General features: G+C 53.7%; 26 protein-coding genes, 3 tRNA genes and 1 pseudogene. 13 read left to right on the plus strand and 17 right to left on the minus strand.

Features of this window, described 5'->3' with window-relative positions; all coding sequences use genetic code 11:
* Positions 1–47: 47 nt before the first annotated feature.
* The 3 genes from araH to araF all read right to left on the minus strand — a co-directional run bounded on the left by araH (position 48) and on the right by araF (position 3,624).
* Complete coding sequence (araH, locus tag KIF87_RS03300) at positions 48–1,034, minus strand: L-arabinose ABC transporter permease AraH (RefSeq protein WP_023336141.1); 987 nt, start codon at positions 1,032–1,034, stop codon at positions 48–50.
* A gap of 14 nt (positions 1,035–1,048) precedes the next feature.
* Complete coding sequence (gene araG, locus KIF87_RS03305) at positions 1,049–2,563, minus strand: L-arabinose ABC transporter ATP-binding protein AraG (RefSeq protein ID WP_213327886.1); 1,515 nt, start codon at positions 2,561–2,563, stop codon at positions 1,049–1,051.
* A 71-nt stretch (positions 2,564–2,634) separates the two neighbouring features.
* Complete coding sequence (gene araF, locus KIF87_RS03310; RefSeq protein ID WP_213327887.1) at positions 2,635–3,624, minus strand: arabinose ABC transporter substrate-binding protein AraF; 990 nt, start codon at positions 3,622–3,624, stop codon at positions 2,635–2,637.
* 777 nt (positions 3,625–4,401) lie between these two features.
* Here araF and KIF87_RS03315 point away from each other — a divergent pair.
* Positions 4,402–4,905 (plus strand): non-heme ferritin-like protein, encoded by a 504-nt coding sequence (locus tag KIF87_RS03315; RefSeq protein ID WP_213327888.1) that lies wholly within the window; start codon positions 4,402–4,404, stop codon positions 4,903–4,905.
* Positions 4,906–5,060: 155 nt separating this feature from the next.
* Positions 5,061–6,404 (plus strand): anaerobic C4-dicarboxylate transporter, encoded by a 1,344-nt coding sequence (locus KIF87_RS03320; RefSeq protein WP_063143674.1) that lies wholly within the window; start codon positions 5,061–5,063, stop codon positions 6,402–6,404.
* 42 nt (positions 6,405–6,446) lie between these two features.
* Here KIF87_RS03320 and KIF87_RS03325 read toward each other — a convergent pair whose 3' ends face one another.
* Both KIF87_RS03325 and azuC read right to left on the minus strand, forming a co-directional pair.
* Positions 6,447–6,698 (minus strand): DUF2766 family protein, encoded by a 252-nt coding sequence (locus KIF87_RS03325; protein ID WP_008500405.1) that lies wholly within the window; start codon positions 6,696–6,698, stop codon positions 6,447–6,449.
* 110 nt (positions 6,699–6,808) lie between these two features.
* Positions 6,809–6,892 carry a stress response protein AzuC gene (azuC, locus tag KIF87_RS03330; protein WP_014884364.1) on the minus strand — a complete coding sequence of 28 codons (84 nt, stop codon included), beginning with the start codon at positions 6,890–6,892 and terminating at the stop codon, positions 6,809–6,811.
* A 234-nt stretch (positions 6,893–7,126) separates the two neighbouring features.
* Between azuC and yecR the strand changes: the two genes are divergently transcribed.
* Positions 7,127–7,465: a YecR family lipoprotein gene (gene yecR, locus KIF87_RS03335; RefSeq protein WP_213327889.1), complete on the plus strand. Its 339-nt coding sequence runs from the start codon at positions 7,127–7,129 to the stop codon at positions 7,463–7,465.
* Between the two features lie 204 nt (positions 7,466–7,669).
* On the plus strand, positions 7,670–8,167 hold the full coding sequence (gene ftnA / locus KIF87_RS03340) for a non-heme ferritin (protein WP_023336146.1): 498 nt from the start codon (positions 7,670–7,672) through the stop codon (positions 8,165–8,167).
* 36 nt (positions 8,168–8,203) lie between these two features.
* Here ftnA and KIF87_RS03345 read toward each other — a convergent pair whose 3' ends face one another.
* Positions 8,204–8,545 carry a PM0253 family protein gene (locus KIF87_RS03345; RefSeq protein WP_213327890.1) on the minus strand — a complete coding sequence of 114 codons (342 nt, stop codon included), beginning with the start codon at positions 8,543–8,545 and terminating at the stop codon, positions 8,204–8,206.
* A 229-nt stretch (positions 8,546–8,774) separates the two neighbouring features.
* Between KIF87_RS03345 and tyrP the strand changes: the two genes are divergently transcribed.
* Positions 8,775–9,986 carry a tyrosine transporter TyrP gene (gene tyrP / locus KIF87_RS03350; RefSeq protein ID WP_213327891.1) on the plus strand — a complete coding sequence of 404 codons (1,212 nt, stop codon included), beginning with the start codon at positions 8,775–8,777 and terminating at the stop codon, positions 9,984–9,986.
* A gap of 33 nt (positions 9,987–10,019) precedes the next feature.
* Here tyrP and KIF87_RS03355 read toward each other — a convergent pair whose 3' ends face one another.
* Complete coding sequence (locus KIF87_RS03355) at positions 10,020–10,688, minus strand: YecA/YgfB family protein (RefSeq protein ID WP_023336148.1); 669 nt, start codon at positions 10,686–10,688, stop codon at positions 10,020–10,022.
* Positions 10,689–11,113: 425 nt separating this feature from the next.
* On the opposite strand from KIF87_RS03355, the gene KIF87_RS03360 reads away from it, so the two are divergent.
* The 6 genes from KIF87_RS03360 to KIF87_RS03385 all read left to right on the plus strand — a co-directional run bounded on the left by KIF87_RS03360 (position 11,114) and on the right by KIF87_RS03385 (position 16,789).
* Complete coding sequence (locus KIF87_RS03360) at positions 11,114–12,235, plus strand: branched-chain amino acid ABC transporter substrate-binding protein (protein WP_213327892.1); 1,122 nt, start codon at positions 11,114–11,116, stop codon at positions 12,233–12,235.
* Positions 12,236–12,334: 99 nt separating this feature from the next.
* A complete protein-coding gene (locus KIF87_RS03365; protein ID WP_213327893.1) occupies positions 12,335–13,249 on the plus strand; it encodes an ABC transporter permease subunit in 915 nt (304 codons plus the stop codon).
* Between the two features lie 11 nt (positions 13,250–13,260).
* Positions 13,261–14,535, plus strand: a complete 1,275-nt coding sequence (gene livM / locus KIF87_RS03370) for a high-affinity branched-chain amino acid ABC transporter permease LivM (protein WP_213328019.1) — start codon at positions 13,261–13,263, stop codon at positions 14,533–14,535.
* On the plus strand, positions 14,532–15,407 hold the full coding sequence (locus KIF87_RS03375) for an ATP-binding cassette domain-containing protein (RefSeq protein ID WP_213327894.1): 876 nt from the start codon (positions 14,532–14,534) through the stop codon (positions 15,405–15,407). Before livM ends, KIF87_RS03375 begins: the two co-directional genes overlap by 4 nt.
* Positions 15,404–16,120 (plus strand): ABC transporter ATP-binding protein, encoded by a 717-nt coding sequence (locus tag KIF87_RS03380; RefSeq protein ID WP_023336152.1) that lies wholly within the window; start codon positions 15,404–15,406, stop codon positions 16,118–16,120. The genes KIF87_RS03375 and KIF87_RS03380 overlap by 4 nt, the downstream gene beginning before the upstream one ends.
* Before the next feature lie 207 nt (positions 16,121–16,327).
* Positions 16,328–16,789 carry an OB-fold protein gene (locus KIF87_RS03385; protein WP_045143126.1) on the plus strand — a complete coding sequence of 154 codons (462 nt, stop codon included), beginning with the start codon at positions 16,328–16,330 and terminating at the stop codon, positions 16,787–16,789.
* 281 nt (positions 16,790–17,070) lie between these two features.
* Here KIF87_RS03385 and KIF87_RS03390 read toward each other — a convergent pair.
* The 6 genes from KIF87_RS03390 to uvrY all read right to left on the minus strand — a co-directional run bounded on the left by KIF87_RS03390 (position 17,071) and on the right by uvrY (position 20,607).
* Positions 17,071–17,157: transfer RNA gene (locus KIF87_RS03390), tRNA-Leu, on the minus strand.
* Positions 17,158–17,168: 11 nt separating this feature from the next.
* A tRNA-Cys gene (locus KIF87_RS03395) sits at positions 17,169–17,242 on the minus strand.
* Between the two features lie 46 nt (positions 17,243–17,288).
* Positions 17,289–17,364 (minus strand) — tRNA-Gly (locus KIF87_RS03400).
* Between the two features lie 152 nt (positions 17,365–17,516).
* Positions 17,517–18,065 carry a CDP-diacylglycerol--glycerol-3-phosphate 3-phosphatidyltransferase gene (gene pgsA, locus KIF87_RS03405; protein ID WP_023312285.1) on the minus strand — a complete coding sequence of 183 codons (549 nt, stop codon included), beginning with the start codon at positions 18,063–18,065 and terminating at the stop codon, positions 17,517–17,519.
* A 56-nt stretch (positions 18,066–18,121) separates the two neighbouring features.
* A complete protein-coding gene (uvrC, locus tag KIF87_RS03410; RefSeq protein ID WP_063143667.1) occupies positions 18,122–19,954 on the minus strand; it encodes an excinuclease ABC subunit UvrC in 1,833 nt (610 codons plus the stop codon).
* Positions 19,951–20,607: a UvrY/SirA/GacA family response regulator transcription factor gene (uvrY, locus tag KIF87_RS03415; RefSeq protein WP_013096026.1), complete on the minus strand. Its 657-nt coding sequence runs from the start codon at positions 20,605–20,607 to the stop codon at positions 19,951–19,953. Before uvrY ends, uvrC begins: the two co-directional genes overlap by 4 nt.
* A gap of 372 nt (positions 20,608–20,979) precedes the next feature.
* Here uvrY and KIF87_RS23570 point away from each other — a divergent pair.
* A pseudogene (locus KIF87_RS23570) lies at positions 20,980–21,048 on the plus strand (hypothetical protein); the annotation flags it as partial.
* Positions 21,049–21,073: 25 nt separating this feature from the next.
* Entirely contained in the window at positions 21,074–21,298 is a 225-nt protein-coding gene (locus tag KIF87_RS03420) for a DUF2594 family protein (RefSeq protein ID WP_008500345.1), read from the plus strand.
* Between the two features lie 66 nt (positions 21,299–21,364).
* Here the strand turns inward: KIF87_RS03420 and sdiA are convergent, their stop codons facing one another.
* The 4 genes from sdiA to dcyD all read right to left on the minus strand — a co-directional run bounded on the left by sdiA (position 21,365) and on the right by dcyD (position 24,734).
* Complete coding sequence (gene sdiA / locus KIF87_RS03425) at positions 21,365–22,087, minus strand: quorum-sensing transcriptional regulator SdiA (protein ID WP_213327895.1); 723 nt, start codon at positions 22,085–22,087, stop codon at positions 21,365–21,367.
* Between the two features lie 221 nt (positions 22,088–22,308).
* Positions 22,309–23,061 carry an L-cystine ABC transporter ATP-binding protein TcyN gene (gene tcyN / locus KIF87_RS03430; RefSeq protein WP_032658641.1) on the minus strand — a complete coding sequence of 251 codons (753 nt, stop codon included), beginning with the start codon at positions 23,059–23,061 and terminating at the stop codon, positions 22,309–22,311.
* Complete coding sequence (gene tcyL, locus KIF87_RS03435; RefSeq protein WP_063143665.1) at positions 23,058–23,726, minus strand: cystine ABC transporter permease; 669 nt, start codon at positions 23,724–23,726, stop codon at positions 23,058–23,060. The genes tcyN and tcyL overlap by 4 nt, the downstream gene beginning before the upstream one ends.
* Before the next feature lie 21 nt (positions 23,727–23,747).
* Positions 23,748–24,734: a D-cysteine desulfhydrase gene (gene dcyD / locus KIF87_RS03440; protein WP_213327896.1), complete on the minus strand. Its 987-nt coding sequence runs from the start codon at positions 24,732–24,734 to the stop codon at positions 23,748–23,750.
* Positions 24,735–24,763 lie beyond the last annotated feature (29 nt).

A 24,763-nucleotide genomic window follows, 5' to 3' on the forward strand; every position in this document is an offset into this window, starting at 1 on the left:
GGGTCAACTAAGGTTATAAGTTGTGCAATAAAAACGCAGCGCTGGGGTTACACGGTACGCTTCGCTTTTTGCTTGTAACGGTCGAAAATCACGGCGGCCAGCAGGATCAGACCACGCACGACGTACTGCGAGAACGGTGAAATATTCAGCAGGTTCATAGCGTTCTCAACGGTGCCCAAAATCAGGATACCGGCCACCACATATGAGATTTTTCCGATGCCGCCCTTGAGGGAAACGCCCCCTAACACGCAGGCCGAAATGACAATCAGCTCGTAACCGATAGAGGTCATCGGCTGGCCGCTGGTCATACGCGAGGCCAGGATAATCCCCGCGGCGGCAGAAACCAGTCCTGAGAGCACAAAGATAATAATCTTGGTTCGTACCACCGGCACCCCGGCCAGGCGAGCAGCCTCTTCGTTACCGCCAATCGCCAGCGTATTACGGCCAAAAGTGGTCCGATTGAGCAGGAAGCCGAACAGGATCAGGCAGGCCACGGTCAGCCAGATTGGCGCGGGCAGCCCCAGCCAGTTGGCGTAACCCAGCGTAAAGAAGCGCTCGTCTTCAATCCCTACCGCTTTACCGTCGGAGATGATGTAGGCCAGCCCGCGGACAATTTGCATCGTCGCGAGCGTCGTGATCAGGGCGTTAATCTTCAGGCGGGCGATAACAAAACCGTTCACCAGACCGCTGATGACGCCGAGCAGCAGACCGGCCAGAACGCCAATCCACAGGCTCTCCGTCATGTTGATCACCACTGCCGTCGTGACGCCCGCACAGGCAATCACCGACGCCACCGACAGGTCAAAATCGCCGGAAGCCAGGCAGAACAGCATCCCGCAGGCCACCATCCCGGACATGGAAATGGCCAGCCCCAGCCCCTTCATATTAATGAAGGTGGCAAAATTAGGGACAAAGATCGCGCAGGCAAGGAACAGTGCGGCAAAGACCACCAGCATGCCGTACTGATCCCAGATACGTCCAAAACTCAGCGCCGACTTCGACTTCGGCACTCCGGATGTAGTAACAGAGGACATCATTAACTCCTTACTCAGGCGACAGCCTGGCTGACTTTAGGCATGGCGAGGTTCAACGCCTGTTGTTCATTCGCCTGTTCATGAAGTAATTCACCGGCAATTTCGCCTTCACGCATCACCACAATGCGGTCGGCCACGCCAAGCACCTCCGGCAGATCGCTGGAGGCGAAGAGCACCGCCACGCCGCGCTTTGCCAGCTCATAGATCACGTTATAAATCTCGTGTTTTGCCCCCACATCGATACCGCGCGTCGGCTCGTCCAGCAAAATGACCTTCATATCTTCTGACAGCCAGCGGCCTAAAATCGCCTTCTGCTGGTTTCCGCCTGACAGATTCATGATCAGCTGTTCCGGACCCGGCGTTTTGATATTCAGCGAGCGAATATGGTGGTCGGCGTTGCTCGACTCCCAGCCATCGTTTATCAGACAGCCTGCGCGAATAAACTTGCGGCGGGCGGAAATATTGATGTTGTCGCGTACCGAATGCACCGGAATAATCCCCTCGGCTTTACGGTCTTCCGGGCAGAGCATCATCCCCGCCCTGATTGCGTGGGCCGGTTTCTGGATATCGACCCGCTCGCCGTCAATGGAGACCTGCCCATCGGTAATGCGGGTACCGCCGAACAGGCCTTTCATCAATTCGCTGCGCCCTGCCCCTACCAGACCAAACAGGCCGACAATTTCGCCGCTGCGTACGGATAACGAAACGGGCGTACGCACGCCCGGCGCTTTGACGTTGTCCAGACTCAGGCGTTCAGGGCCGTACGGGCGCGGTTGCCAGTGATAAATATCACCCAGCTCGCGACCGACCATCGCCTGAACAAGCTGGTCATGGTTAACCTGCGCCATGTCGGTAAAGGTGCGCACATAGCGCCCATCTTTAAAGACGGTGATGGCGTCGCTCAGGGCAAATATCTCTTCCATGCGGTGCGAGACATACAAAATCGTACGGCCTTCCTGACGCAGTTCGCGGATCACGCGGAATAGATTGTCGATTTCGCGCGCGGAGAGCGAACTGGTGGGCTCATCGAAGGCAATAATTCTGGCGTTACGCGCCAGCGCTTTGGCAATTTCTACCATCTGCCACTGGCCGATGGAGAGGTATTTCAGCGGCGTCTGGGGATCGACGTCCAGACCCAGGTGTTTAAGCTGCAGCCCCGCTTCATAATTAAGTAGCGAACGATTTACCACGCCGCCTTTGTGCGGGAGCTGTCCTAAATAGATGTTTTCCGCCACGGTCATCTCAGGAATGAGGTGCAGCTCCTGGTAGATGATCGCCACCCCGGCATTGAGCGCCGCCGTGGTATCGGCAAACGCCACCTCTTCGCCGCGAATGGCCAGCGTGCCGGTCGTGGGCGCGTAGTTGCCGCTGAGGATCTTCAACAGCGTGGATTTACCCGCGCCGTTTTCCCCCATCAGGGCGTGAACCTGGCCGGCATAGCAGTCGAAGCTGATATCGGTCAGCGCGTTAACACCGGGGAAGGTTTTCCCGATGCCGCGAAAAGAGAGATACGGATCAGACTGTCGCATAACGTCTCCGTGATTCCTGTAGTGTGTACGTCTGGCCCCTCACGATGCGTGAGGGGCACAATCACAGCGTATTACTTACCGCCCAGTCCTTTTTTCGCCAGCTCCTCTTTGAAGTTGTCGCGGGTAATCAGCACCACGTCGGTCACTTCGGTAAATTTCGGCGGCTCAGCCCCTTTGGTTACCCAGTTGTAGAGCATCTCACTGGATTTGTAGCCGTGAACGTCCGGGCTTGGCAGCAGAGAGCCGTAGAAGCCGGTAGCCTGCGCTTTAGACAGCTCGCTGACGGCGTCAACGCCGTTGATGCCAATCCCGATCACGTCAGGCGCTTTGAAGCCCTGGCCTTCCGTCGCGCGTATCCCACCCAGCACGGTGTTGTCGTTCATGCCGACCACCAGCCAGTGTTTGACCTCCGGATGCTGGACCAGCATAGAGTTCGCGGCGTCGAAAGCGCCCGGGATATCGTTAGATTTGGTTGGGACTTTGTAGATCTGTTTTTCCGGGAAACCGGCCGCCTTCAGCGCGTCCATTGAACCGGAAGTACGGCGACGCGCGGTGTCCAGCTCGTCAGCCGTGATGGCCATCACCGCGGTCTCTTTGACATTCCAGCCGCGCTTTTGCATCTCTTTATAGAGTTCCTGGCCCTGGCGTTCGCCGATTTTGGTCGCCGCCATCATGACCAGCGGGACGGTGTCCATCGGCTTACCTTTCGCATTCACGAACTGATCGTCAACCGCGATGACCTTCATGTCGTAACCGCGCGCTTTCGCCGCGATTGCCGATCCCAGCTTTGGATCCGGGGTACAGATAACGAAACCTTTTGCACCGCTGGCCGCCAGGCTGTCGATGGCGTTCAGGGTTTTCTCACCGTCAGGCACGGCGATTTTAATCACTTCAAAACCTAAATCTTTCCCGGCTTTATCGGCGAATTTCCACTCAGTCTGGAACCAGGGCTCTTCGGGCTGTTTTACCAAAAAACCGAGTTTTAAATTCTCAGCGATAGCGGATTGTGACATAACGGCAGCCAGACCGATGGCCGCCAGCGCTTTAGTAAATTTGTGCATGGTAAACTCCAGCTTTAGCATTCTTTTCTGTAGGGAATATGTGCGTGCTTCTTATTTAATCGGACTTAAAACAAGGCATTAGCGCTTACCTCGTCATAAGCGTTATTGCTGGTGATAGTTTTAGCGGGAAATTAATCATCCATAAGAGAGCCCCATCACACCGCAGAATTACAGTAATTGCGTACATAAATTCAGCGGAAAATGACATAAAAAAGGCAGGATTTGTCAGACAAATGAAAGTGGGATAAGCAGAATTATCCATAAGATTAGCTAAGATATCCCTGATACCCCTCAGCGGGAAAAACGCACCTGGCGCTAAAGAGGTCCAACATGTTTTTCATCAAAAATGCGCCAGGCACCTGGAAAAAAGTTATTCAGCAGAATTTGATTTAACGCAATTTTATTAGCACATCATATATTCGAAACGATTAATCCGTATTTCTCTTTTTCACGGAGCATTATTCCAACTTAATATTTTCGAAAGAGTAACAGTGTATCAATGCAATAAAAATCGTTAATTATTAGAGCATTAACCAAGGCTCAATTCATGGCGAGCTAATTGCATTTCTGTACTATATTAAACTTTGTAATGTATGGTAAACACAGCCTAATTAAGAGTTTTCTTAGACCAAAGACAAGGGTATGCTTATTTATATCGAACACAGGAAGTGAATTTCGGTCACGGCAGAATGTGTATTTCTGCTCTTTTCTTCGTATTTGCCTGGCCCTCAGGTTAAGCAACGGACATCACGTCCCACAGTCAATAAGGATATGAGTATGGCTACCCAAACGATGATGCAAAAACTTAACGCGCAGATGAACCTTGAGTTCTACGCCTCGAATCTGCACCTTCACTTAAGCGCGTGGTGTGCCGAGAATAGCCTCACGGGATCTGCGACATTCTTTCGCTCTCAGGCGCAAAGTAACGTCACCCATATGATGCGTGTCTTTAACTTCCTGAAAGCCGCAGGGGCAAATCCTGTCGTTAAAGCCCTTGATGGGATCAATGAAAACTACTCTTGCCTGGAAGAACTGTTTCAGAAAACGCTTGAAGAGTATGAACAGCGCTGCAGCACCCTCAGCAAGCTGGCCGATGAAGCCAGGGCGCAGCAGGACATTACGACGCTCAAATTCTTACGTGATATGGACAAAGAGCAGCAGCAGGATGGCATGCTGCTGAAGACGCTGGCGGATGAGATCCATAATGCCCAGCAGGCGGGTTTATGTCCTGAGCAAACTGACCGTCACCTGCTCGACATTGTGGCGGTGCAGCACCACTGAGTTCTTGGCCTGCTTCCGATCCGGGGAGCAGGCCCCTTCCCCTCTCCAACCTTCTGCTTTTGCTGAAATTTAACAAATCAGATCTGGCTCCCAATGATTAACCACACAACGTGTGATGATTTATTTAGTTACATAATCATTGACGAGGGAGCATCATGATCACCATTGAGTTTGTTGTTATTCTCCTCTGCCTGCTGACGGGTACGCGTTTTGGCGGTATGGGGCTTGGGTTAATCAGCGGTATTGGTCTTTTCATTTTATGTTTTGTCTTTGGTCTGCAACCGGGTAAGCCGCCGGTAGACGTTATGCTGACCATCCTCGCGGTGATTGGTTGTGCGGCTACGCTACAGACTGCGGGCGGCCTCAACGTCATGATGCAGTTTGCTGAACGTCTGCTTCGCAAACACCCGCAGCACATCACCCTGCTCGCGCCTTTCACCACCTGGATGCTGACCTTTCTGTGCGGCACCGGGCACGTGGTCTACACCATGTTCCCCATCATTGCGGATATCGCCCTGAAAAAAGGGATCCGCCCCGAGCGCCCCATGGCCGTGGCATCGGTCGCGTCGCAGATGGCGATTACGGCCTCCCCCGTTTCCGTTGCCGTGGTATCGCTGGTGTCCATCCTTGCGGCCCAGCATGGGATCGGCCACGCGTGGGGGATCCTGGAAATTCTTGCCGTGTCGGTTCCCGCTTCGCTTTTCGGCGTCGCTATTGCGGCCCTGTGGAGTTTACGCCGTGGGAAAGATTTGGCTGACGACATGGAGTTTCAGGAAAAGCTGAAAGATCCTAAGCAGCGCGAGTTTATCTACGGCGGAACGGAGACGTTAATGAATCAGCGTTTCCCTAAACAGGCCTACTGGTCCACGTGGATTTTCTTTGCCGGTATTGCCGTGGTCGTTTTGCTGGGGGCGTTCCCTGACCTGCGTCCCGCCTTTGAGCTGAAAGGCAAAATGACGGCGCTGTCGATGAACCTTGTCATTCAGATGATGATGTTAATTGCGGGCGCCGTGATGCTGATGGCCTGTAAGGTCAACGCGTCGGCGATTTCCAACGGCGCGGTGTTCAAGGCCGGTATGGTGGCGATCTTCTCGGTGTTCGGCGTGGCGTGGATGAGCGATACCTTTTTCCAGGCGCATCTCGACGAGTTGAAGCTGGCGCTGGAAGGCGTGGTGAAAAGCCACCCGTGGACGTATGCCATCGTGCTGTTTCTGGTGTCAAAACTGGTGAACAGCCAGGCGGCTGCGCTGACGGCCGTTGCGCCTATGGGCCTGATGCTCGGCATCGACCCGAAAATGCTGATCGCCTTTTTCCCGGCGTCATACGGCTATTTTGTCCTGCCGACCTATCCAAGCGATTTGGCCTGCATCGGCTTTGACCGTTCAGGCACGACCCGCATCGGCAAATTTATCATCAACCACAGCTTTATTCTGCCGGGGCTGATTGGGGTAAGCTGCGCGTGCGCGGCGAGCTACCTGCTGGTCCAGACGTTCTTCTGACCGCATCAAAGGGCGACACATGCCGTCGCCCATTTCCCTGCTTTAGTGGGACTCACCCTGCGGCGTGAATCGCAGCTCAATCAGCGCGATGGCCTTCTGGATCGCACGAAGCGTAACCGGGTCAGCGGCAGCAGGATGGCTGGCGAAATCGATGTTTTTCAGCTGCGTAGACATCTTCTCGCGCACTTCAACCGGCGCAATCACGTCCAGAACATCGAGGATTTGTTTGATAACCAGCTGACAGGCGACAACGTCAGAGACCAGTTCCTGATCGGCGCTCAGGTTTTGTGACATGGGGGCTTTCTCCTTATTTAAAGGCCGCCATAGTATCAAAACACGCCCCCTGACTCCTTCCCTTCATCGTCAGCAGGTACAAAAAAACCCGCCGAAGCAGGTTTTTTTTATCAGAACATGGCGCCCGGCGGCACGTCTTTGAACGTGCGGCAGTAATTGGCCCACATACTTTTCAGGATTTTGCGCAGTTTCACGATGATGCTCCATTAACTTGTTATACAACTTTATTATTAACGTGCCTATAATATGACCACCATCACAAAAATCAACACTTTTGTGACTCGCATCACACTTTTCTTGCGGTATGGACTGAAAGCGCTCACCGCTGACCCGTTGCGAAGAGTGAGGGCAGATTGTCCGGCTATTCCAGGCATTGCAGCGGGCATCTGCGGGTACGATAACGTATTTCCATCCACTCAGAGCGAACCATGAAAAGAGTCATTGTAGCCGGCACAATCCTGCTGCTCGCGGGATGTAGCATTAATCGCCAGGCTGAAGTCAGCAGCCTCGACGCGCCGAACGGCATCGTCCGCCTCGACTACGGCCAGGCAGCGCTGCAAAATGCGTATTCCGATGCGTATGTGAACAACGGCACGGCGGCAAAAGCGTGTCAGAGCATGGGGTATGCCACTGCCTCAGCCTATGGTCAGCCCATTAAAACCTGCACCCTGACGAGCGGCTCTTTGTGCCTGAACGAGAGCGTGACTATCCAGTATAAATGTATGGGTTACGCCGTTAATCCTAAGTCAAATAATCCGTGGTATTAATCGAAGCTGCCAGCGCGTGCTGGCAGTTTATTTCATTACGAACAAAAATAATTCTCATTAATAAGTTTTAAAAATTGCCAATGCGTTTTATTCCCATTCGTATTTTAAATAAATAAAATAAAAATTTTACGTTTTGCAAATAATTAAATAACAAATTATAGTGTCGCTCATTGTGAACCAGAAATAATAATCCGGAGCGTCACCATGCTGAAAACTGAAATGATCGACAAGCTCAACGCACAAATGAACCTTGAGCTTTTTTCATCCCTGCTCTACCAGCAGATGAGCGCCTGGTGCAGCTACCACAGCTTCGAGGGCGCTGCCGCGTTTCTGCGTCGTCACGCTCAGGAAGAGATGACCCACATGCAGCGTCTGTTTGATTATCTGACGGATACGGGCAGCCTGCCGCGCATTGAAACCGTGACGTCACCCTTTGCCGAGTATAATTCTCTCGATGAACTGTTCCGCGCCACCTACGAGCACGAGCAGCTGATCACGCAGAAAATTAACGAACTGGTTCATGCGGCGATGACCAGCCAGGATTATCCAACCTTTAATTTCCTGCAGTGGTACGTCGCTGAGCAACATGAAGAAGAGAAGCTGTTTAAATCCGTGCTGGATAAATTATCTCTGGTGGGGAAATCCGGCGAAGGTCTTTACTTTATTGATAAAGAACTTTCCACTCTTGATACGCAGAATTAATTTCAGCGCGGTGCCGGTTTCCGGCACCGCGTTAATTTACATACACCCCGCACAGCTGGTGCAGCGCCAGTCATGGGGATTCACGGCCTGGTAAAAATAGCGGTAGCTGGAGGTCTCCAGCGGAATACCCACTTCGAAGAACATATCCGTTAACCACTCGACATTCTCAATAATCCACTCATCTTCCTGTAAGCCTTGTGCAAAGGTTTCGTCTTCAGGATCAATAACCGAATAGATTGCCCAAGTGCCCATATCCTTTTCGCGACGGGGCTCGGGAAGTATCAGGGGTTGGTTCTGCCAGCTGATTATCCAGTGACCATGGCACAACAGGTTACCTCCCCGGCTCCATGCCGCGGTAAAGGGATTCTCCCCTGCCATAAAACCCTCACTTAATTTGATAATTTATATTTATTGTTTACGTTACGCCGGAATGTCGCGCAGCAACATTGCCCTTATGAAGTAGGCATAAGCCTATAAAGGATCAGAGGGTCAGTAATTCGTAAAGTATTCATTACACTACTTGTAACGGTGATTTGACGAATTACGGCTTTTCCCTTACTCTGCGCCGCAGATTTTGTCGCGGTTAAGCATCGTTGTAGAGGAAAGCGTGAGAAACAGAACCCTGGGAAGTATTTTTATCGTCGCCGGAACGACAATTGGCGCAGGAATGCTGGCAATGCCCCTGGCAGCCGCGGGCGTGGGATTTGGCATAACCCTGCTGCTGCTGGGCACGCTCTGGGCGCTGATGTGTTACACCGCACTGTTGCTGCTTGAGGTTTACCAACACGTGCCCGCCGACACCGGTCTGGGTTCGCTTGCGGCGCGCTATCTGGGACGCTACGGCCAGTGGATAACCGGCTTCAGCATGATGTTCCTGATGTACGCCCTGACCGCCGCCTATATCAGCGGCGCCGGGGAGCTTATCGCCTCCAGCGTCAACGACTGGTTTGGTTCCGACATCACCCCAGCGACGGGGGCTATCTTCTTTGCGCTCATCGGCGGCGGCGTGGTCTGCGTGGGCACATCGCTGGTCGATCTGTTTAACCGTTTTCTGTTCAGCGCCAAAATTCTCTTCCTGATCGTCATGCTGGTGCTGCTGGCGCCGCACGTGCACAAGGTCAACCTGCTGACGCTGCCGCTGGAAAAAGGGCTGGCGCTCTCCGCGATCCCGGTTATTTTCACCTCGTTTGGCTTCCACGGCAGCGTGCCGAGCATCGTCAGCTATATGAACGGCGATATCCGCAAGCTGCGCCGCGTCTTTGTTATCGGCAGCGCGATCCCGCTGATTGCCTATATTTTCTGGCAGCTGGTGACGCTGGGCAGCATTGACTCTTCAACCTTTATTGGGCTGATGGCGCAACACGCTGGCCTGAACGGTTTTCTGCTGGCACTGCGCGAGGTCGTCACCTCCCCGCACGTGGAGCTGGCGGTACACCTGTTTGCCGACCTGGCGCTGGCAACCTCGTTCCTGGGCGTGGCGCTCGGCCTGTTTGATTATCTGGCCGACCTGTTCCAGCGTCGCAATACCGCGGCCGGACGGTTACAGACGGGCGCAATTACCTTCCTGCCGCCGCTGGCGTTCGCGCTTTTTTATCCACGCGGGTTTGTGATGGCGCTGGGGTACGCAGGGGTGGCGCTGTCGATCCTTGCCCTCCTCCTCCCTTCCCTGCTGGCATGGAAAAGCCGTCAGCAGCATCCTCAGCAGGGATATCGCGTGGCGGGCGGAAAACCGCTGCTGTGCGTTGTGTTTGGCTGTGGGGTGGTGATTATTCTGGTGCAGGTGTTGATTGCAGCCGGGATGCTGCCGGAAGTGGGTTAAATAAAAAAGGGGCTGTCATCAGCCCCTTTTTTATCAGTGCAAACAGCAGCTCTTAAACTTCTTCCCGCTGCCGCAAGGACACGGATCGTTACGCCCGACCTTCGTGCCGTTCACCGTCGGTTTCTTCACTTCCGGCTGCTGCGGGTTGTTTACCCAGTATTGATATAAACGCAGCGCCGCAGGCTGGATGCTCTCGATGCTGGCGATATACTCCTCTTCGGACAGTTCATCCAGCTTTTCGCTGTTCTCTTCCGTCCCGTGCAGGGCAATCACCTCAAGATCGGCCTTCAGTGCTTCCGGCAAGGCTGACCAGTCCGTCAGCGCCACGCCGCGCATATAGCCATAGCACCACTCTTCCACCACGGTATAGCTCTCGCCGTCAACGTCGTTATAACCGAACATCGGTTCAAACTGATCCGGGTACTCGCTCAGGCGCTCGGCAATATCGTTCATATGCTTAAAGCAGAGATCGATAAAACGGTTCATCTCACGATCGTTTTTCCAGCGCGGAATGTACTTCTCGCCACCCCACACCGCCACCAGCCAGGCATCTGGCTCAACGACAACAGGACCGGAAAGCACTGCGGTAAGCATGCCGTCCAGTTCGGACACGTCAATCACGGACGCGTCATCATGACCGTAAGACATTAACGTCTCTTCAAGCCACGCCATTTCGCTTTCATTCAATGGGCCTTCAGTCATCGCTGATACTCCTGCAAAAAAGGAAACGATCCTAACACATATCTCACCCCTCTCCGGGCTGAAGTTTAGGTCTTTATTGCTGCAAAAACGTGCAAATCGTGACCTTTGCACAACTTATGGGCTTTATTGTTAACGATATGTGATCTCCGCTGTAATTTCTTCTCCTCCCGCAAGGCGGCATAACGCGGCGCTCTATACTCAAACATGTTGCATGCTGGTCAATGGGTTAACCATTCTGGCAACGTTTTTGCTTAACGTTCTTCGCGCGTCCCTGCGCAGGGAAATCTCGCCGTAATAGGCAGGATGCCGTCTGTATCTTGTTCGTTTAGTGCATTTTGTTCTTGCTCGTGTTTCGGATTGGCTGCGCCGTCGGGCGTTCGGGTTTACGCCGTGGTGCAAAAACCTCTTTGCTAAGGAACATAATAATGTCGCTGAAATTTATCAGAACTCCTCTTTCTCTTGTGTTGGCCGGTTGCCTGATGACGGCGTTTTCCGCCCGGGCGGATATTGTGATTGGCGTGGCCGGGCCGTTCACGGGTCCGAATGCCACCTATGGCGATCAGTACTGGCACGGCGCAACGCAGGCCGCTGAAGACATCAATGCCGCAGGCGGCATTAACGGCGAGAAGATCAAACTGGTTCAGGGGGATGATGCCTGCGAACCTAAGCAGGCCGTGGCCGTCGCCAACCGTTTAGTTGACCAGGATAAAGTCAACGCCGTGGTCGGCCATTTCTGCTCCTCTTCCACAATGCCCGCCTCTGAGGTGTATAGCGACGCAGGCATTATTGCGATTACCCCCGGCTCAACTAACCCGCTGATCACCGAACGCGGCATGAGCGATATGTTCCGCATGTGCGGTCGCGACGATCAGCAGGGCCAGGTTGCCAGCGACTTCATCATCGACAAGCTGAAAGCCAAGCGCGTGGTGATTATTCACGATAAAGACACCTATGGTCAGGGTCTGGCTGACGCCACCAAAGCGGCGCTGGCGAAACGCGGGGTTCAGGATGTGATGTATGAGGGGTTATCCCGCGGTGAAAAAGACTTTAACGCGCTGGTGACGAAGATCGGCGCGCAAAAACCGGACGTCGTGTTCTTCGGTGGCTGTCACCCGGAAGCCGGTCCGCTGGTTCGCCAGATGCGTGAACAGGGCGTGCAGGCGAAATTCTTCTCCGGCGACTGCATTGTCAACGAAGAGATGGTGACCGCCGCGGGTGGCCCGCAATACACCAACGGCATTTACATGACCTTCGGTAAAGATCCGCGCCTTATCCCGGACGGTAAAGCGGTTATCGAGAAATTCCGCGCCGGTAAATTCGAGCCTGAAGGTTACACCCTTTACTCCTATGCCTCCGTCCAGGCCATTGCCGCGGCCTTCAAGGCCACCGGAGGCAAGGACTCCGCCAAAGCCAGCGAGTGGCTGAAAGCCAATTCCGTCGACACGGTGATGGGCAAAAAAGCCTGGGACAGCAAAGGCGATCTGAAAGTGTCTGACTACGTGGTTTACCAGTGGGACGACAAAGGAAAATATAAGGAAGTGCAGTAACGGGACGGAGTCACGCTCAACGTCGGCGGGCTTTCCCGTCGGCGCGTAATAAACATCAGGCTGCGCGGCTCGCGCGGCCTATAAAACGAGCGCGCTAAGATGAGTACATTCTTCCTGCAACAGTTAATCAATGGCTTAACGCTGGGCTCCGTCTACGGCCTGATCGCCATCGGCTACACCATGGTGTACGGCATTATCGGCATGATCAACTTCGCCCACGGCGAAGTGTATATGATTTCCGCCTATCTCTGCGCCATTGGCCTGGCGCTGCTCTCTTTCTTCGGTCTGCAGTCGTTTCCGCTGCTGATCCTCGGGACGCTGGTGTTTACCATTGTGGTCACCGGGGTGTACGGCTGGACCATCGAGCGTATCGCCTACAAGCCGCTGCGCAACTCCACGCGCCTGGCGCCGCTGATCTCCGCCATTGGGATGTCGCTTATCCTGCAAAACTACGCGCAGCTTAGCCAAGGGCCGCGCCAGCAAGGGGTGCCGACCATGCTGGACGGCGTTATTCGCCTGCATCTGGGCGACGGGTTCGTGCAGATAACCTACACCAAAGTGTTTATTCTGATTGCCTCGTTTGTCGGCATGCTGGTGCTTACCTGGATAATCAACCATACCCGGCTGGGCCGGATGTGCCGCGCGGTACAGCAGGATCGTAAGATGGCCTCCATTCTGGGCATTAACACCGATCGGATTATTTCGATGGTCTTTGTCATCGGCGCGGCGATGGCCGGTCTGGCGGGGGTGTTGATCACCATGAATTACGGCACCTTTGATTTCTACGTCGGGTTCGTGATCGGCATTAAAGCCTTTACTGCGGCGGTACTCGGCGGCATCGGCTCCCTCCCCGGCGCCATGCTCGGTGGCCTTATCCTCGGCGTGGCGGAAGCCCAGTTCTCGGGCATGGTGAATTCGGACTATAAAGACGTCTTCTCGTTCGGCCTGCTGGTCATGATCCTTATTTTCCGTCCCCAGGGACTGCTTGGGCGCCCGATTGTGGCCAAAGTGTGAGGGAGAGAATGATGACATCACACGGTTTTTCACTTAAACGCTGCATTCTGGACGCGATTTTTTCCGGGCTGATTGCGCTGATAATCTTCGGCCCCATAGCGGGCGTAGTGCTGGACGGGTACAGCTTTAACTTCGCCGGGCAGCGGCTGGCCTGGATGGTTGGCATCGTCATGCTCGGGCGTTTTCTGCTGAGCGCCTTTTTAGGTACCGCCGCGGGCGCTCGTTTCCAGGCGCGCTTCGAAGCCGATAGCGCGGGCGTATATGTCCGGCCACCGGAATACAAAAGCCGCATGCGCTGGATTATTCCTCTGGTGATTACCCTTGCGATTTGCTTTCCGTTTGTCGCCACGAAATATGTGCTGACCGTCGCCATTCTCGGGCTGATCTACGTACTTCTCGGTCTGGGGCTGAATATCGTCGTGGGTCTGGCCGGTCTGCTGGATCTGGGATATGTCGCGTTCTACGCGATTGGGGCGTACGGTCTGGCGCTGGGATACCAGTATCTCGGCTTAGGCTTCTGGAGCATGCTGCCGCTGGCGGCAATCATGGCCGCCGCCGCAGGCGCTCTGCTCGGTTTCCCGGTACTGCGCATGCACGGTGACTATCTGGCCATCGTCACCCTCGGGTTCGGGGAGATCATTCGCCTGATACTGAACAACTGGCTAACCTTCACCGGCGGACCAAACGGCGTGTCGGCCCCTCCTCCCACCTTTTTCGGCCTGGAATTTGGGCGACGCGCGAAAGAAGGCGGCGTGCCCTTCCACGAATTTTTCCACCTGAACTACAACCCGAACATGAAGTTTATTTTTATCTACGCGGTGCTGTTCCTGGTGGTGCTGCTGGTGCTCTATATCAAACACCGCCTGACGCGGATGCCGATTGGTCGGGCGTGGGAAGCGCTGCGTGAAGACGAAATTGCGTGCCGTTCAATGGGGTTGAATCATGTTCTGGTTAAGCTGTCGGCCTTTACGCTGGGCGCGTCCACCGCAGGCATTGCCGGAGTGTTCTTCGCCACCTACCAGGGGTTCGTGAATCCAACCTCCTTTACCTTTTTTGAATCGGCGCTGATCCTCGCCATTGTGGTGCTGGGCGGTATGGGCTCTACGCTTGGCGTGGTGCTGGCCGCCTTTGTGCTCACGGTAACGCCGGAACTGCTGCGCAGTTTTGCCGAGTACCGCGTCCTGCTGTTTGGCATGCTCATGGTGGTGATGATGATCTGGCGTCCACGCGGTTTGATCCGCATTAACCGCTGCGGGTTTGCCGTGCGTAAGGGCGTCGCGCCATGAACGGAACGATATTACGCGTTGAACATCTGATGATGCACTTTGGCGGGATTAAGGCGCTTAACGACGTCAACCTGGACGTGCAGCGTGGCTCTATTACCGCCCTGATCGGGCCAAACGGAGCGGGAAAAACAACCGTGTTTAACTGCCTGACGGGCTTCTACAGGGCCTCCGGCGGCAACATTTTATTTAATACCCGCACTAAAACGACCAACGTCATTCAGGTTCTCGGACAAAAATTCCAGCCGGGTGACTGGATTAACCCCGCGCAGTTCGGGCAGCGTCTGTTCTACAAAATGTTTGGCGGAACGCATCTGGTCAACCGCGCAGGGCTGGCCCGCACGTTTCAAAATATCCGTCTTTTTCGCGAGATGTCGGTCGTGGAAAACCTGCTGGTCGCGCAGCATATGCGCGTTAACCGCAATCTGCTCGCCGGGATCTTAAATACGCCGGCATACCGGCGGGCGGAAAGCGATGCCCTTGACAGAGCCTTCTACTGGCTGGAAGTGGTGGATCTGGTGGAGTGTGCCAATCGCCTGGCGGGAGAGATGTCGTACGGCCAGCAGCGGCGTCTGGAAATCGCGCGGGCAATGTGCACCGGGCCGGAAATGATTTGTCTGGATGAACCCGCCGCCGGGCTGAACCCGGTTGAAACGCACAAGCTGAGCAGCATTATTCGCTTTCTGCGGGATCACCATGACATCACGGTATTACTGATTGAGCATGATATGGGGATGGTGATGGAGATTTCGGACGATATTATCGTGCTCGACCACGGGGATGTTATTGCCAGGGGAAAACCCGAGCAGATCCAGCATGATGAAAAGGTCATTGCCGCCTACCTGGGTACGGATGAAAGCGAGGTCACCCTATGAGCGAACCGCTGCTGGCATTTCGCGAGGTGGACGTGTTTTACGGCGTCATTCAGGCGCTGAAGCAGGTCTCCCTCGAGGTCAATAAGGGTGAAACCGTGGCGCTGATTGGCGCAAACGGCGCGGGTAAATCGACACTGCTGATGTCCATCTTTGGCCAGCCCCGCATCCGCAACGGGCAGATCCTTTTCGGTGGTGAAGATATCAGCCATAAATCCACCCACTACGTCGCGTCCGGCGGCATTGCGCAGGCGCCGGAAGGCAGACGAATCTTCCCGGATATGACCGTTGAAGAGAACCTGCTGATGGGGACCATCCCCATCGGCAGCCAGTTTGCCGCTGAGGATATGCAAACCATGTTCGACCTGTTCCCTCGCCTCAAGGAGCGACGCAAGCAGCGCGCAATGACCATGTCCGGCGGGGAACAGCAGATGCTGGCGATCGCCCGGGCGTTGATGAGCCGTCCGAAGCTGCTGCTGCTGGATGAACCGAGCCTGGGCTTAGCGCCGATAGTGGTGAAACAGATCTTCCAGACGCTGCGCGAGCTGGCCCGCAACGGCATGACCATCTTTCTGGTGGAGCAGAATGCGCATCACGCGCTGAAGCTTTCCGATCGCGGGTATGTGATGGTTAACGGGCAGATCCGACTGAGCGGCAGCGGCGAGGAGCTGCTGGGGAATCAGGAGGTGAGGAAGGCGTATTTAGGCGGGGTGTGATTACACAATGTCCATGCACCAACAAACCACCTTTAGTGTGAAGCCACCCTTTTGTGATATCACAATAATGCCTTCCTTGAAAAAGGATAAAATAATTTACTCGCGTAAATCCTTTTTATAGGCAATAAGCATCTTTATGCGATAAAGTAATAAAGTGATATTCTCACATTCTTTACACAGTAAAACTATTAGCTTACAGGTAATTACATGAAGAAATTTATTAAATGGATTTTCTATATCTTTATTGCTTTGATGGTTCTGGGATATATCGTCGGTAAAAACGACAAAACGGAAGCAGGCGCGACTTCGTCTTCTGCATCAGTTACGGATACGCAGAAGTCAGTACCGCAAAAAGAAGTGTTTACGACCTCCGCAAGACAGCTTTTTAAAGCTTATGAAGAGAATGAAGTCGCAACCGATGAAAACATGAAGGGTAAGCTCATCGCAGTCAAGGGTGTTGTTCAGTCCATTGATAAAGATTTTACAGACTCAATTATCATCGGCTTACAAACAGACAACCAGTTCATGCCTGCACGAATGGAGATGGAAAACTCAGAAAAGGCTACCGCTGTAGCATTGAAAAAAGGACAGCAGGTCACTGTGATTTGTAAAAAAATGATCCGCGTAATGGGTGCACCTTCTGGACGAGATTGTTTATTCGCAAAATAACGAATCGGGAGGGTTTCCCTCCCATTCCATTCCATTCCATTCCATTCTCCCCATCATGATCCTAATCGATACCAGATAGGCTTATATAATCCCCTCACTCCACACACCAATTGCGTTGCATTATCGGGGCAAGATACCAATGTGTAGATGCAATGATGTAATCGGCAAGGTGTACTTGTGAAAAGCTGGAATGATGGAAGAGTGAAATTCAGAAAATAAAAAACCACCTTTCGGTGGTTTACACGACACTGCTTATCATTGATTTTATTCTTTGTTTCCCATGGTAGCCGGAGTGGGACTTGAACCCACACAGCGCGAACGCCGAGGGATTTTAAATCCCTTGTGTCTACCGATTCCACCATCCGGCCAGGGAAGAAAGTGGAGGCGCGTTCCGGAGTCGAACCGGACTAGACGGATTTGCAATCCGCTACATAACCGCTTTGCTAACGCGCCGTAAAACTTTTCAAACTGACACCCGCAACTGCGCATGTCTTTAACCTGGAGCGGGAAACGAGACTCGAACTCGCGACCCCGACCTTGGCAAGGTCGTGCTCTACCAACTGAGCTATTCCCGCATGTCATCAAGTAAACGTCTAACCACTTGATTTCACTATCGTCCGGCTTAGTGTGCCGCCGTTCGATGCGTTGCATTCTACTGATATGACGTTATGAGTCAACGTTATTTTTTGCATCCCCGGATCGTTTGCTGAAAATTACGGCGAAACGATCACTGATCAAGCAAATCCCCGCGCGCAGCGTTCAAATATTGCAGCATAGACCACAGCGTCAGCACTGCCGCCACCCACAGCAGACCAATTCCCGCCCATTCAACCCAGGCATTTGGACGCCAGAGCATCCAGACCAGCGCTGCCATCTGCGCGGTGGTTTTGACTTTGCCAATCCACGAGACCGCCACGCTGCTGCGTTTCCCCAGCTCCGCCATCCACTCGCGCAGCGCGGAGATGATGATCTCACGGCCGATCATGGTTGCCGCGGGCAGCGTTACCCACCAGGTATGATAGTGCTCGGCCACCAGCACCATGGCGATAGCGACCATCACTTTGTCTGCCACCGGATCGAGGAAGGCACCGAAACGGGTACTTTGATTCCAGCGACGGGCCAGATAGCCATCAAACCAGTCGGTGACCGCCGCGATCAGAAAGAGCAATGCGCAGGCGAAAGGTGCCCAGACGACCGGCAGGTAAAACGCCAGTACAAAGAACGGGATGAGTACAACACGAAAGAGAGTGAGCAACGTAGGGATATTAAATTGCATAATGACGGTAACTGTTTGTTGTCAGTAAAATTTAGCTCTATGTTGCTACAGAGCCCTCAATGTTTCAACGAGTAGTAGATCTTTTCTGCCAGCCCTTGCGAAATACCCGGCACTTTTGCAATTTCTTCCATGCTGGCGTTGAGTAATCCTTGCAATCCGCCCATATATTTCAGCAGCATCTGGCGACGTTTTGGTCCCACGCCTTCAATCGTTTCCAGGCTACTGGTATTTTTCACCTTCGCCCGCTTTTTGCGGTGACCGCTGATGGCGTGATCGTGCGATTCATCGCGAATATGCTGGATGACGTGCAGCGCCGGCGAGTCCGGCGGCAGGCTGAAGCCCTCACCTTCCGGCTCGAAGAACAATGTCTCCAGACCGGCCTTACGATCGGCCCCTTTTGCGACGCCCAGCAGCAGCGGATGGTTTTTATCCCAGCTGACATCAAGCGATTCAAATACCGCTTTCGCCTGGCCGAGCTGCCCTTTCCCACCGTCAATCAGGATCACATCAGGGATTTTGCTCTCTTCTATGGCTTTACCATAGCGACGACGCAGTACCTGATTCATGGCCGCATAGTCATCACCCGGCGTGATCCCGGTGATGTTATAGCGGCGATACTCGGCGCGGAGTGGACCATTTGCATCAAACACCACGCAGGACGCTACCGTCTGTTCCCCCATCGTATGACTGATGTCGAAACACTCCATCCGTTTCACTTCCGGAAGCTTCAGCAGCGTCGCCAGGGCCGTTAAACGCTGGTGCACCGTCGACTGTTGCGACAGCTTAGTGGTGAGTGCCGTCGCCGCGTTGGTTCGCGCCAGCTTCAGATAACGCGCGCGATCGCCGCGCGGTTTGGTTTGAACATTGACCCGACGGCCAGCCAGTTCGGAGAGCGAATCGGCCAGCAGGGTTTTATCGTCAAGATTAAAATCGAGCAGGATCTCAGAAGGCAGCGTGCGCATCTGGCTCCCCTGCAGATAGAACTGCCCGACAAAGGTTTCCACCACTTCACCCAGTTCGGTACCGCCGGGCACTTTCGGGAAATAGCTGCGGCTGCCGAGCACTTTGCCCTGGCGAATAAACAGCACGTGCACGCAGGCCATCCCGGCGTCAAAGGCTACGCCGATGACGTCAAGATCATCACCGGTATTCGAGACAAACTGTTTCTCAGTGACTCTGCGCACCGCCTGGATTTGGTCGCGGATCCGCGCGGCCTCTTCGAACTCGAGTGCGGCGCTGGCTTTTTCCATCCGCGCGATCAGCTGCGTCAAGACCTGATCGTCTTTTCCGGCCAGGAACAGGCGCACATAATCCACCTGCTGCGCATACTCTTCTTCACTCACCAGCCCGGCCACGCAGGGGCCCAGGCAGCGTCCAATCTGGTACTGCAGGCACGGGCGCGAGCGGTTACGGTAAACGCTGTTCTCACACTGGCGGATCGGGAAGATTTTTTGCAGCAGCGCCAGCGTTTCACGCACGGCATAGCCGTTAGGGAACGGCCCGAAATATTCGCCCTTCGCATGTTTTGCACCGCGGTGCATGGCGAGGCGCGGATGGGTGTCGCCGCTCAGAAAAATAAACGGGTAGGATTTATCATCACGCAACAGAACGTTATAGCGCGGCTGGTAGAGCTTTATATAGTTGTGCTCAAGCAGCAGCGCTTCTGTTTCTGTGTGCGTGACGGTGACATCAATATTCTGAATGAGAGAGACCAGCGCTTCGGTCTTACGGGAGGCCAGATTGCTGCGAAAATAGCTGGAGAGACGTTTTTTAAGATCTTTTGCCTTCCCCACATAGATAACCGTACCGCCAGCGTCATACATGCGATAGACGCCAGGCTGGCTGGTTACGGTTTTCAGAAATGCTTTTGAATCGAACACATCACTCACTGACTTAACAACGTCTCCGCATTACACAAACCGTGCCGGATGGCCAGGTGCGTCAGTTCGACGTCGCCATGAATGTTCAGTTTACTGAACATCCGGTAACGATAGCTGTTCACCGTTTTCGGACTGAGATTCAGCTGTTCCGAGATCTCATTCACCTTCTGACCTTTGGTGATCATCAGCATAATCTGCAATTCACGCTCGGACAAACTCGCAAACGGTGATTCGGTTTTCTCGGGCTCGATCTGACTCAGCGCCATCTGCTGAGCGATGTCGGAAGCAATGTAACGCTGTCCGGCAAACACGGAACGGATTGCATTGACGACTTCCTGCGGCGCAGCACCTTTACTCAGGTAGCCCGCTGCGCCCGCCTGCATCACTTTCGCGGGCAGTGGGTTTTCGGTATGCACGGTCAGCATGATGACTTTTGTATCAACAAAGGTACGCGCGATTTTGCGTGTTGCTTCAAGACCGCCGATACCGGGCATGTTCATATCCATCAGCACCACATCGGCCGAGTTTGTGCGGCACCATTTTACCGCATCTTCTCCACAGCACGCCTCACCGGCAACTTTAATACCTTTAATATCTTCAAGAATGCGTCGTATCCCTGCGCGCACCAGTTCGTGGTCATCAACAAGAAGGACGTTGATCAAAGGAAATGTCTCCAGAATAGGGATAACGCTACTGAGTGATAATTTGGTTTATATTAACGGTTTTCCTCACAAGATTAAAACGTTAAAAAACCGGCTATTCGATTTTGCTCTCGTTTTTGGAAATTAGGCTGTACAGTCCGTGGAAAGAAAGACCGTGCACACAGGGCTTTTGCAGCTTTTTTTAAGCATCTGTATTCAAAAAGTTACAAAAAACCTGCAGGGTTTCCCTGCAAAAAAACAGATCTCAAATTTTTGTAACAATAATTAACGGCAAGCGAACCGGGCATAAACAATTAATAGCCTTTAAAAGCGGTTCAGTTTACCGGTAGGTTCTGTTTACGCAATTAAACATCCGCGTAAAAGTACGAAAAACAACCGCTGCATTTTTTGCGTCAGCTTGTGGTATACTCCGCCGCCTTGACTTTCGTCGTCGCACTTTAGCGCCGTTTAATAATGAGGAAAATAAATGAGCACACCTGAATTTGCCACTGCTGAGAATAACCAGGAACTGGCACAGGAAGTAAACTGCCTGAAAGCGCTGCTAACGCTGATGCTGCAGGCGATGGGCCAGGCGGACGCCGGTCGTGTGATCATTAAAATGGAAAAACAAATCGCGGAGATGGAAGACCAGGCTGAATCTGCGGTATTTGCTAACACCGTTAAGCAAATCAAACAAGCCTACCGCCAGTAACAAAAAACGGCTGGATGCAGTGCATTCAGCCGTTCGCTCGTCTGTCACGCAGAACGTATTATCCCGTCAGATCAGTCCCGTTGCCGCCGCGTAGCACGCGATCTGGGTTTTGTTAGGCGCGTTGAATTTCTTCTGCATATTTTTCTGATGGAAGTTAACGGTATTCTCGGAGATGGAGAGAATGATCGCTATTTCCGCAGACGTCTTCCCTTCCGCAGTCCATTTCAGAATTTCGCGTTCGCGTTTGCTGAATTTCATTTCGGGTGGCATGACCATCTCATCTTCAAAGCGTATCAGAGAAGTTAAGGCCATTTGCACCAGCATCTGCAGCCGCAGTTCTATTTCCTCACGGGCAAATGCCCCTTCCAGTACACTAGTACGGGAAACCGACAGGAAGCCGAGCGCGTGATTAGGCAGCATCAGGCACTGCGTTATTCCCGCACGTAAACCGTGGTCCTGCGCGCTATGCCATAATTCCTGCGCGTCAGCGAATAATGCGTCGGTCCAGGGTAAATGACCCTGAATGAAATTCTCCGGTTTTAAGACGGGATCAATAGCGAAATAGTTCGCGGATTGATATTGCGCCATCCACTGCTTTGGATAAGTGGTATGCACGGCGATCTTTGGCCGGGTAAATGGCACGGGATGGCGCACGCAGAGCGCGAAATAATCAAATTCAAGCGTCTGAGTTTGTCGCTGAAGTTCCTGATATACCTCGTCGGCACAGGTCAATTCCTGAAACCGGAGGGAGCAATCCCGTCGCCAGGTGAAAAAGTCTGAATCCTTCATACTTACTAAATGAAGCCTCTGAAAAGATAATCATTATTATGGTGAATATAACCTAACACATAAAACTTTTTTCTAACTACAAAATATCGGCAATAGCACAATTAACTTTACTATTGATAAGGTTTATCCGAGCTGGATGGAATAAAAAAACGCAGGGCGGCGTGCGGGGGGAGAATAATTTGCTCCAGGCTAAATTTCTGGAGCAAATTAGTGCAAAAATTCTACTGCATCAGGAATTTTTCAAGGAACTGACGGGTTCGCGGCTGTTGAGGGTTAGCAAACAGGCTTTTCGCCGGCCCCTGCTCCACAATCCGCCCCTGATCCATGAAGATGGCTCTGTCAGCGACATCGCGTGCAAAGCTCATCTCATGCGTTACGATCACCATCGTCCGTTTTTCCTGTGCCAGCTGGCGAATGGTGTTCAGCACCTCACCCACCAGTTCCGGATCGAGCGCAGAGGTCGGTTCATCAAAAAGGATCACGTCCGGGCGCATCGCCAGCGCGCGCGCTATCGCCACGCGCTGCTGTTGCCCTCCCGACAGACGGCGCGGATAGCTGGTCTCTTTCCCCGCCAGCCCGACTTTGGCGAGCAGTTCGCGCGCCCGCGCCGTTGCGTCCTCTTTCGATTCACCTTTTACAATGACCGGCCCTTCAATAATGTTCTCCAGCACCGTACGGTGCGGGAAGAGATTGAAGTTCTGGAAAACGAAGCCGACATGCTGGCGCAGGCGGCGAATCAACCCTTTCTGCTGGCTGATGGATTTTCCGGTATCAATCGTTATATCTCCTACCCGAATAGTGCCGCCTTCCGGCTGTTCAAGCAGGTTAATACTGCGCAGCAGCGTCGTCTTTCCCGAACCGCTCGGTCCGATAATCGCCACGACTTCACCCTGCTCGACTTCAAGATCGATCCCGTGGAGCACCGTTTGACCGTGGAATTTTTTCACCAGGTTTTTGACGTCGATAGCACTCATTTTGGATCACGCTCCTGGCGGTTAAGCTGGTTTTCGAAGTAGTTTTGCAGGGCAGACAGCACCGTCGCCATCACCCAGTAAATCAGCGAGGCGGCCAGATACATGGTAAAGACTTCAAGCGTGCGCGAAGTAATGAGCTGCGCCTGACGGAACAGCTCCGGCACCTGAATCGTTGCCGCCAGGGAAGTATCTTTCACCAGGCTGATGAAGCTATTGCTCAGCGGTGGAAGCGCCACGCGCGCCGCCTGCGGAAGAATGGCCCGGCGCAGCGTCTGCCAGGGGGTCATACCGATACTGGCCGCCGCTTCCCACTGCCCCTTGTCAATGGAGGAGATGGCCGCGCGCAGGGTTTCGGAGGTGTACGCCGCGGTATTGAGCGACAGACCAATCATCGCTGCTGGGATCGGATCCAGCTCGATACCAAACTGCGGTAAGCCGTAGTAGATCATAAAGAGCTGGGCGATAAGCGGCGTACCGCGAAACACGGAGATATAAAAACGCGCCAGCCAGCGTACCGGCAGGACGGGTGACATGCGCATTAAGGCCAGCACAAATCCCAGCACCAGCCCGAAGAACATCCCGCCGATACTGAGCTGTAACGTAAATACCGCACCTTTCAGCAGAAAGGGCAGAGAATCAATAACCAGTTGAATACTTTCTTGCATTATTATTTTTCGACCTGATTTTTAGACATGAGGATGGTAGGCAAACAGCGCAGGCGCCCCGCCGGTATGGACAAATAAAATCGGCCCTTCATCCTTAAAGCGTTTCTGCGCAATGCCGTCAATCAGTCCGGCCATCGCTTTGCCGGTATACACCGGATCGAGCAGTATCCCCTCGAGGCGCGCCAGCAGCTTCACCGCTTCCATACCCTCTTCGTTAGGCGTACCGTAACCCGGCGCAAAATAGTCATCCCAGAGCAGAATATCGGCCTTTGCCTTCAGCTCCAGCTGTGCGGCTACCGCCTGCTGTAAAGTCACCACTTTTGGCTTCTGATCCGCGACGCTGCGGGATACCGTCACGCCAATCAGCTCGACGTCCGGCAGCAGCTGCTCCAGCCCCACCGCCAGCCCGGCATGCGTGCCCGCACTCCCGGACGCGACAACCACCGAGGAGAGACTCACCGCGCCCTCGCACTGCTGCGCGATTTCCAGCGCACTTTCCACATACCCCAGCGCGCCCAGCGCGTTCGACCCGCCGACGGGGATAACGTAGGGGCGGAAGCCCTGTGCTTCCAGGCGCGTCGCCAGCTCGTCGAGCTGGGCGGTCGGGTCGGTCAACGCATCCACCATTTCGACCTGCACATTAAACAGGTCCAGCAGCAGGCGGTTACCGTTGGTCAGATAGTTTTCTGCCCGCGTGCCAATCGGGTTTTCCAGCAATGCCACGCAGTGGAGCCCGAGCTTTGCCGACACTGCCGCCGTCTGACGGACGTGGTTGGACTGGATAGCCCCGGCAGTAATGAGCGTATCCGCGCCTTCGCGCAGGGCGTCCGCCGCCAGAAACTCCAGCTTGCGCAGCTTATTGCCCCCCATCGCCATCGGCGTCACGTCATCACGCTTAATAAAAATATCGCGCCCTAAATAATCAGAAAATCGCGGCAGGTACTCCAGCGGCGTCGGCGCGCCGATAAACTCCAGGCGGGGAAAGCGCGTTAAATTCTGTAGTGACATGGGTTCTCCGGTAACTCTGACAAAATGTG

Source organism: Enterobacter sp. 120016 (assembly GCF_018383635.1).
Lineage (GTDB): Bacteria > Pseudomonadota > Gammaproteobacteria > Enterobacterales > Enterobacteriaceae > Enterobacter > Enterobacter asburiae_D.

Coding starts and splice junctions, on each gene's coding strand:
- araH (WP_023336141.1), bottom strand. CDS start 1,034: ATGTCCTCTGTTACTACATCCGGAGTGCCGAAGTCGAAGTCGGCGCTG.
- araG (WP_213327886.1), bottom strand. CDS start 2,563: ATGCGACAGTCTGATCCGTATCTCTCTTTTCGCGGCATCGGGAAAACC.
- araF (WP_213327887.1), bottom strand. CDS start 3,624: ATGCACAAATTTACTAAAGCGCTGGCGGCCATCGGTCTGGCTGCCGTT.
- KIF87_RS03315 (WP_213327888.1), top strand. CDS start 4,402: ATGGCTACCCAAACGATGATGCAAAAACTTAACGCGCAGATGAACCTT.
- KIF87_RS03320 (WP_063143674.1), top strand. CDS start 5,061: ATGATCACCATTGAGTTTGTTGTTATTCTCCTCTGCCTGCTGACGGGT.
- KIF87_RS03325 (WP_008500405.1), bottom strand. CDS start 6,698: ATGTCACAAAACCTGAGCGCCGATCAGGAACTGGTCTCTGACGTTGTC.
- yecR (WP_213327889.1), top strand. CDS start 7,127: ATGAAAAGAGTCATTGTAGCCGGCACAATCCTGCTGCTCGCGGGATGT.
- ftnA (WP_023336146.1), top strand. CDS start 7,670: ATGCTGAAAACTGAAATGATCGACAAGCTCAACGCACAAATGAACCTT.
- KIF87_RS03345 (WP_213327890.1), bottom strand. CDS start 8,545: ATGGCAGGGGAGAATCCCTTTACCGCGGCATGGAGCCGGGGAGGTAAC.
- KIF87_RS03355 (WP_023336148.1), bottom strand. CDS start 10,688: ATGACTGAAGGCCCATTGAATGAAAGCGAAATGGCGTGGCTTGAAGAG.
- KIF87_RS03360 (WP_213327892.1), top strand. CDS start 11,114: ATGTCGCTGAAATTTATCAGAACTCCTCTTTCTCTTGTGTTGGCCGGT.
- KIF87_RS03365 (WP_213327893.1), top strand. CDS start 12,335: ATGAGTACATTCTTCCTGCAACAGTTAATCAATGGCTTAACGCTGGGC.
- livM (WP_213328019.1), top strand. CDS start 13,261: ATGACATCACACGGTTTTTCACTTAAACGCTGCATTCTGGACGCGATT.
- KIF87_RS03375 (WP_213327894.1), top strand. CDS start 14,532: ATGAACGGAACGATATTACGCGTTGAACATCTGATGATGCACTTTGGC.
- KIF87_RS03380 (WP_023336152.1), top strand. CDS start 15,404: ATGAGCGAACCGCTGCTGGCATTTCGCGAGGTGGACGTGTTTTACGGC.
- KIF87_RS03385 (WP_045143126.1), top strand. CDS start 16,328: ATGAAGAAATTTATTAAATGGATTTTCTATATCTTTATTGCTTTGATG.
- pgsA (WP_023312285.1), bottom strand. CDS start 18,065: ATGCAATTTAATATCCCTACGTTGCTCACTCTCTTTCGTGTTGTACTC.
- KIF87_RS03420 (WP_008500345.1), top strand. CDS start 21,074: ATGAGCACACCTGAATTTGCCACTGCTGAGAATAACCAGGAACTGGCA.
- sdiA (WP_213327895.1), bottom strand. CDS start 22,087: ATGAAGGATTCAGACTTTTTCACCTGGCGACGGGATTGCTCCCTCCGG.
- tcyN (WP_032658641.1), bottom strand. CDS start 23,061: ATGAGTGCTATCGACGTCAAAAACCTGGTGAAAAAATTCCACGGTCAA.
- tcyL (WP_063143665.1), bottom strand. CDS start 23,726: ATGCAAGAAAGTATTCAACTGGTTATTGATTCTCTGCCCTTTCTGCTG.
- dcyD (WP_213327896.1), bottom strand. CDS start 24,734: ATGTCACTACAGAATTTAACGCGCTTTCCCCGCCTGGAGTTTATCGGC.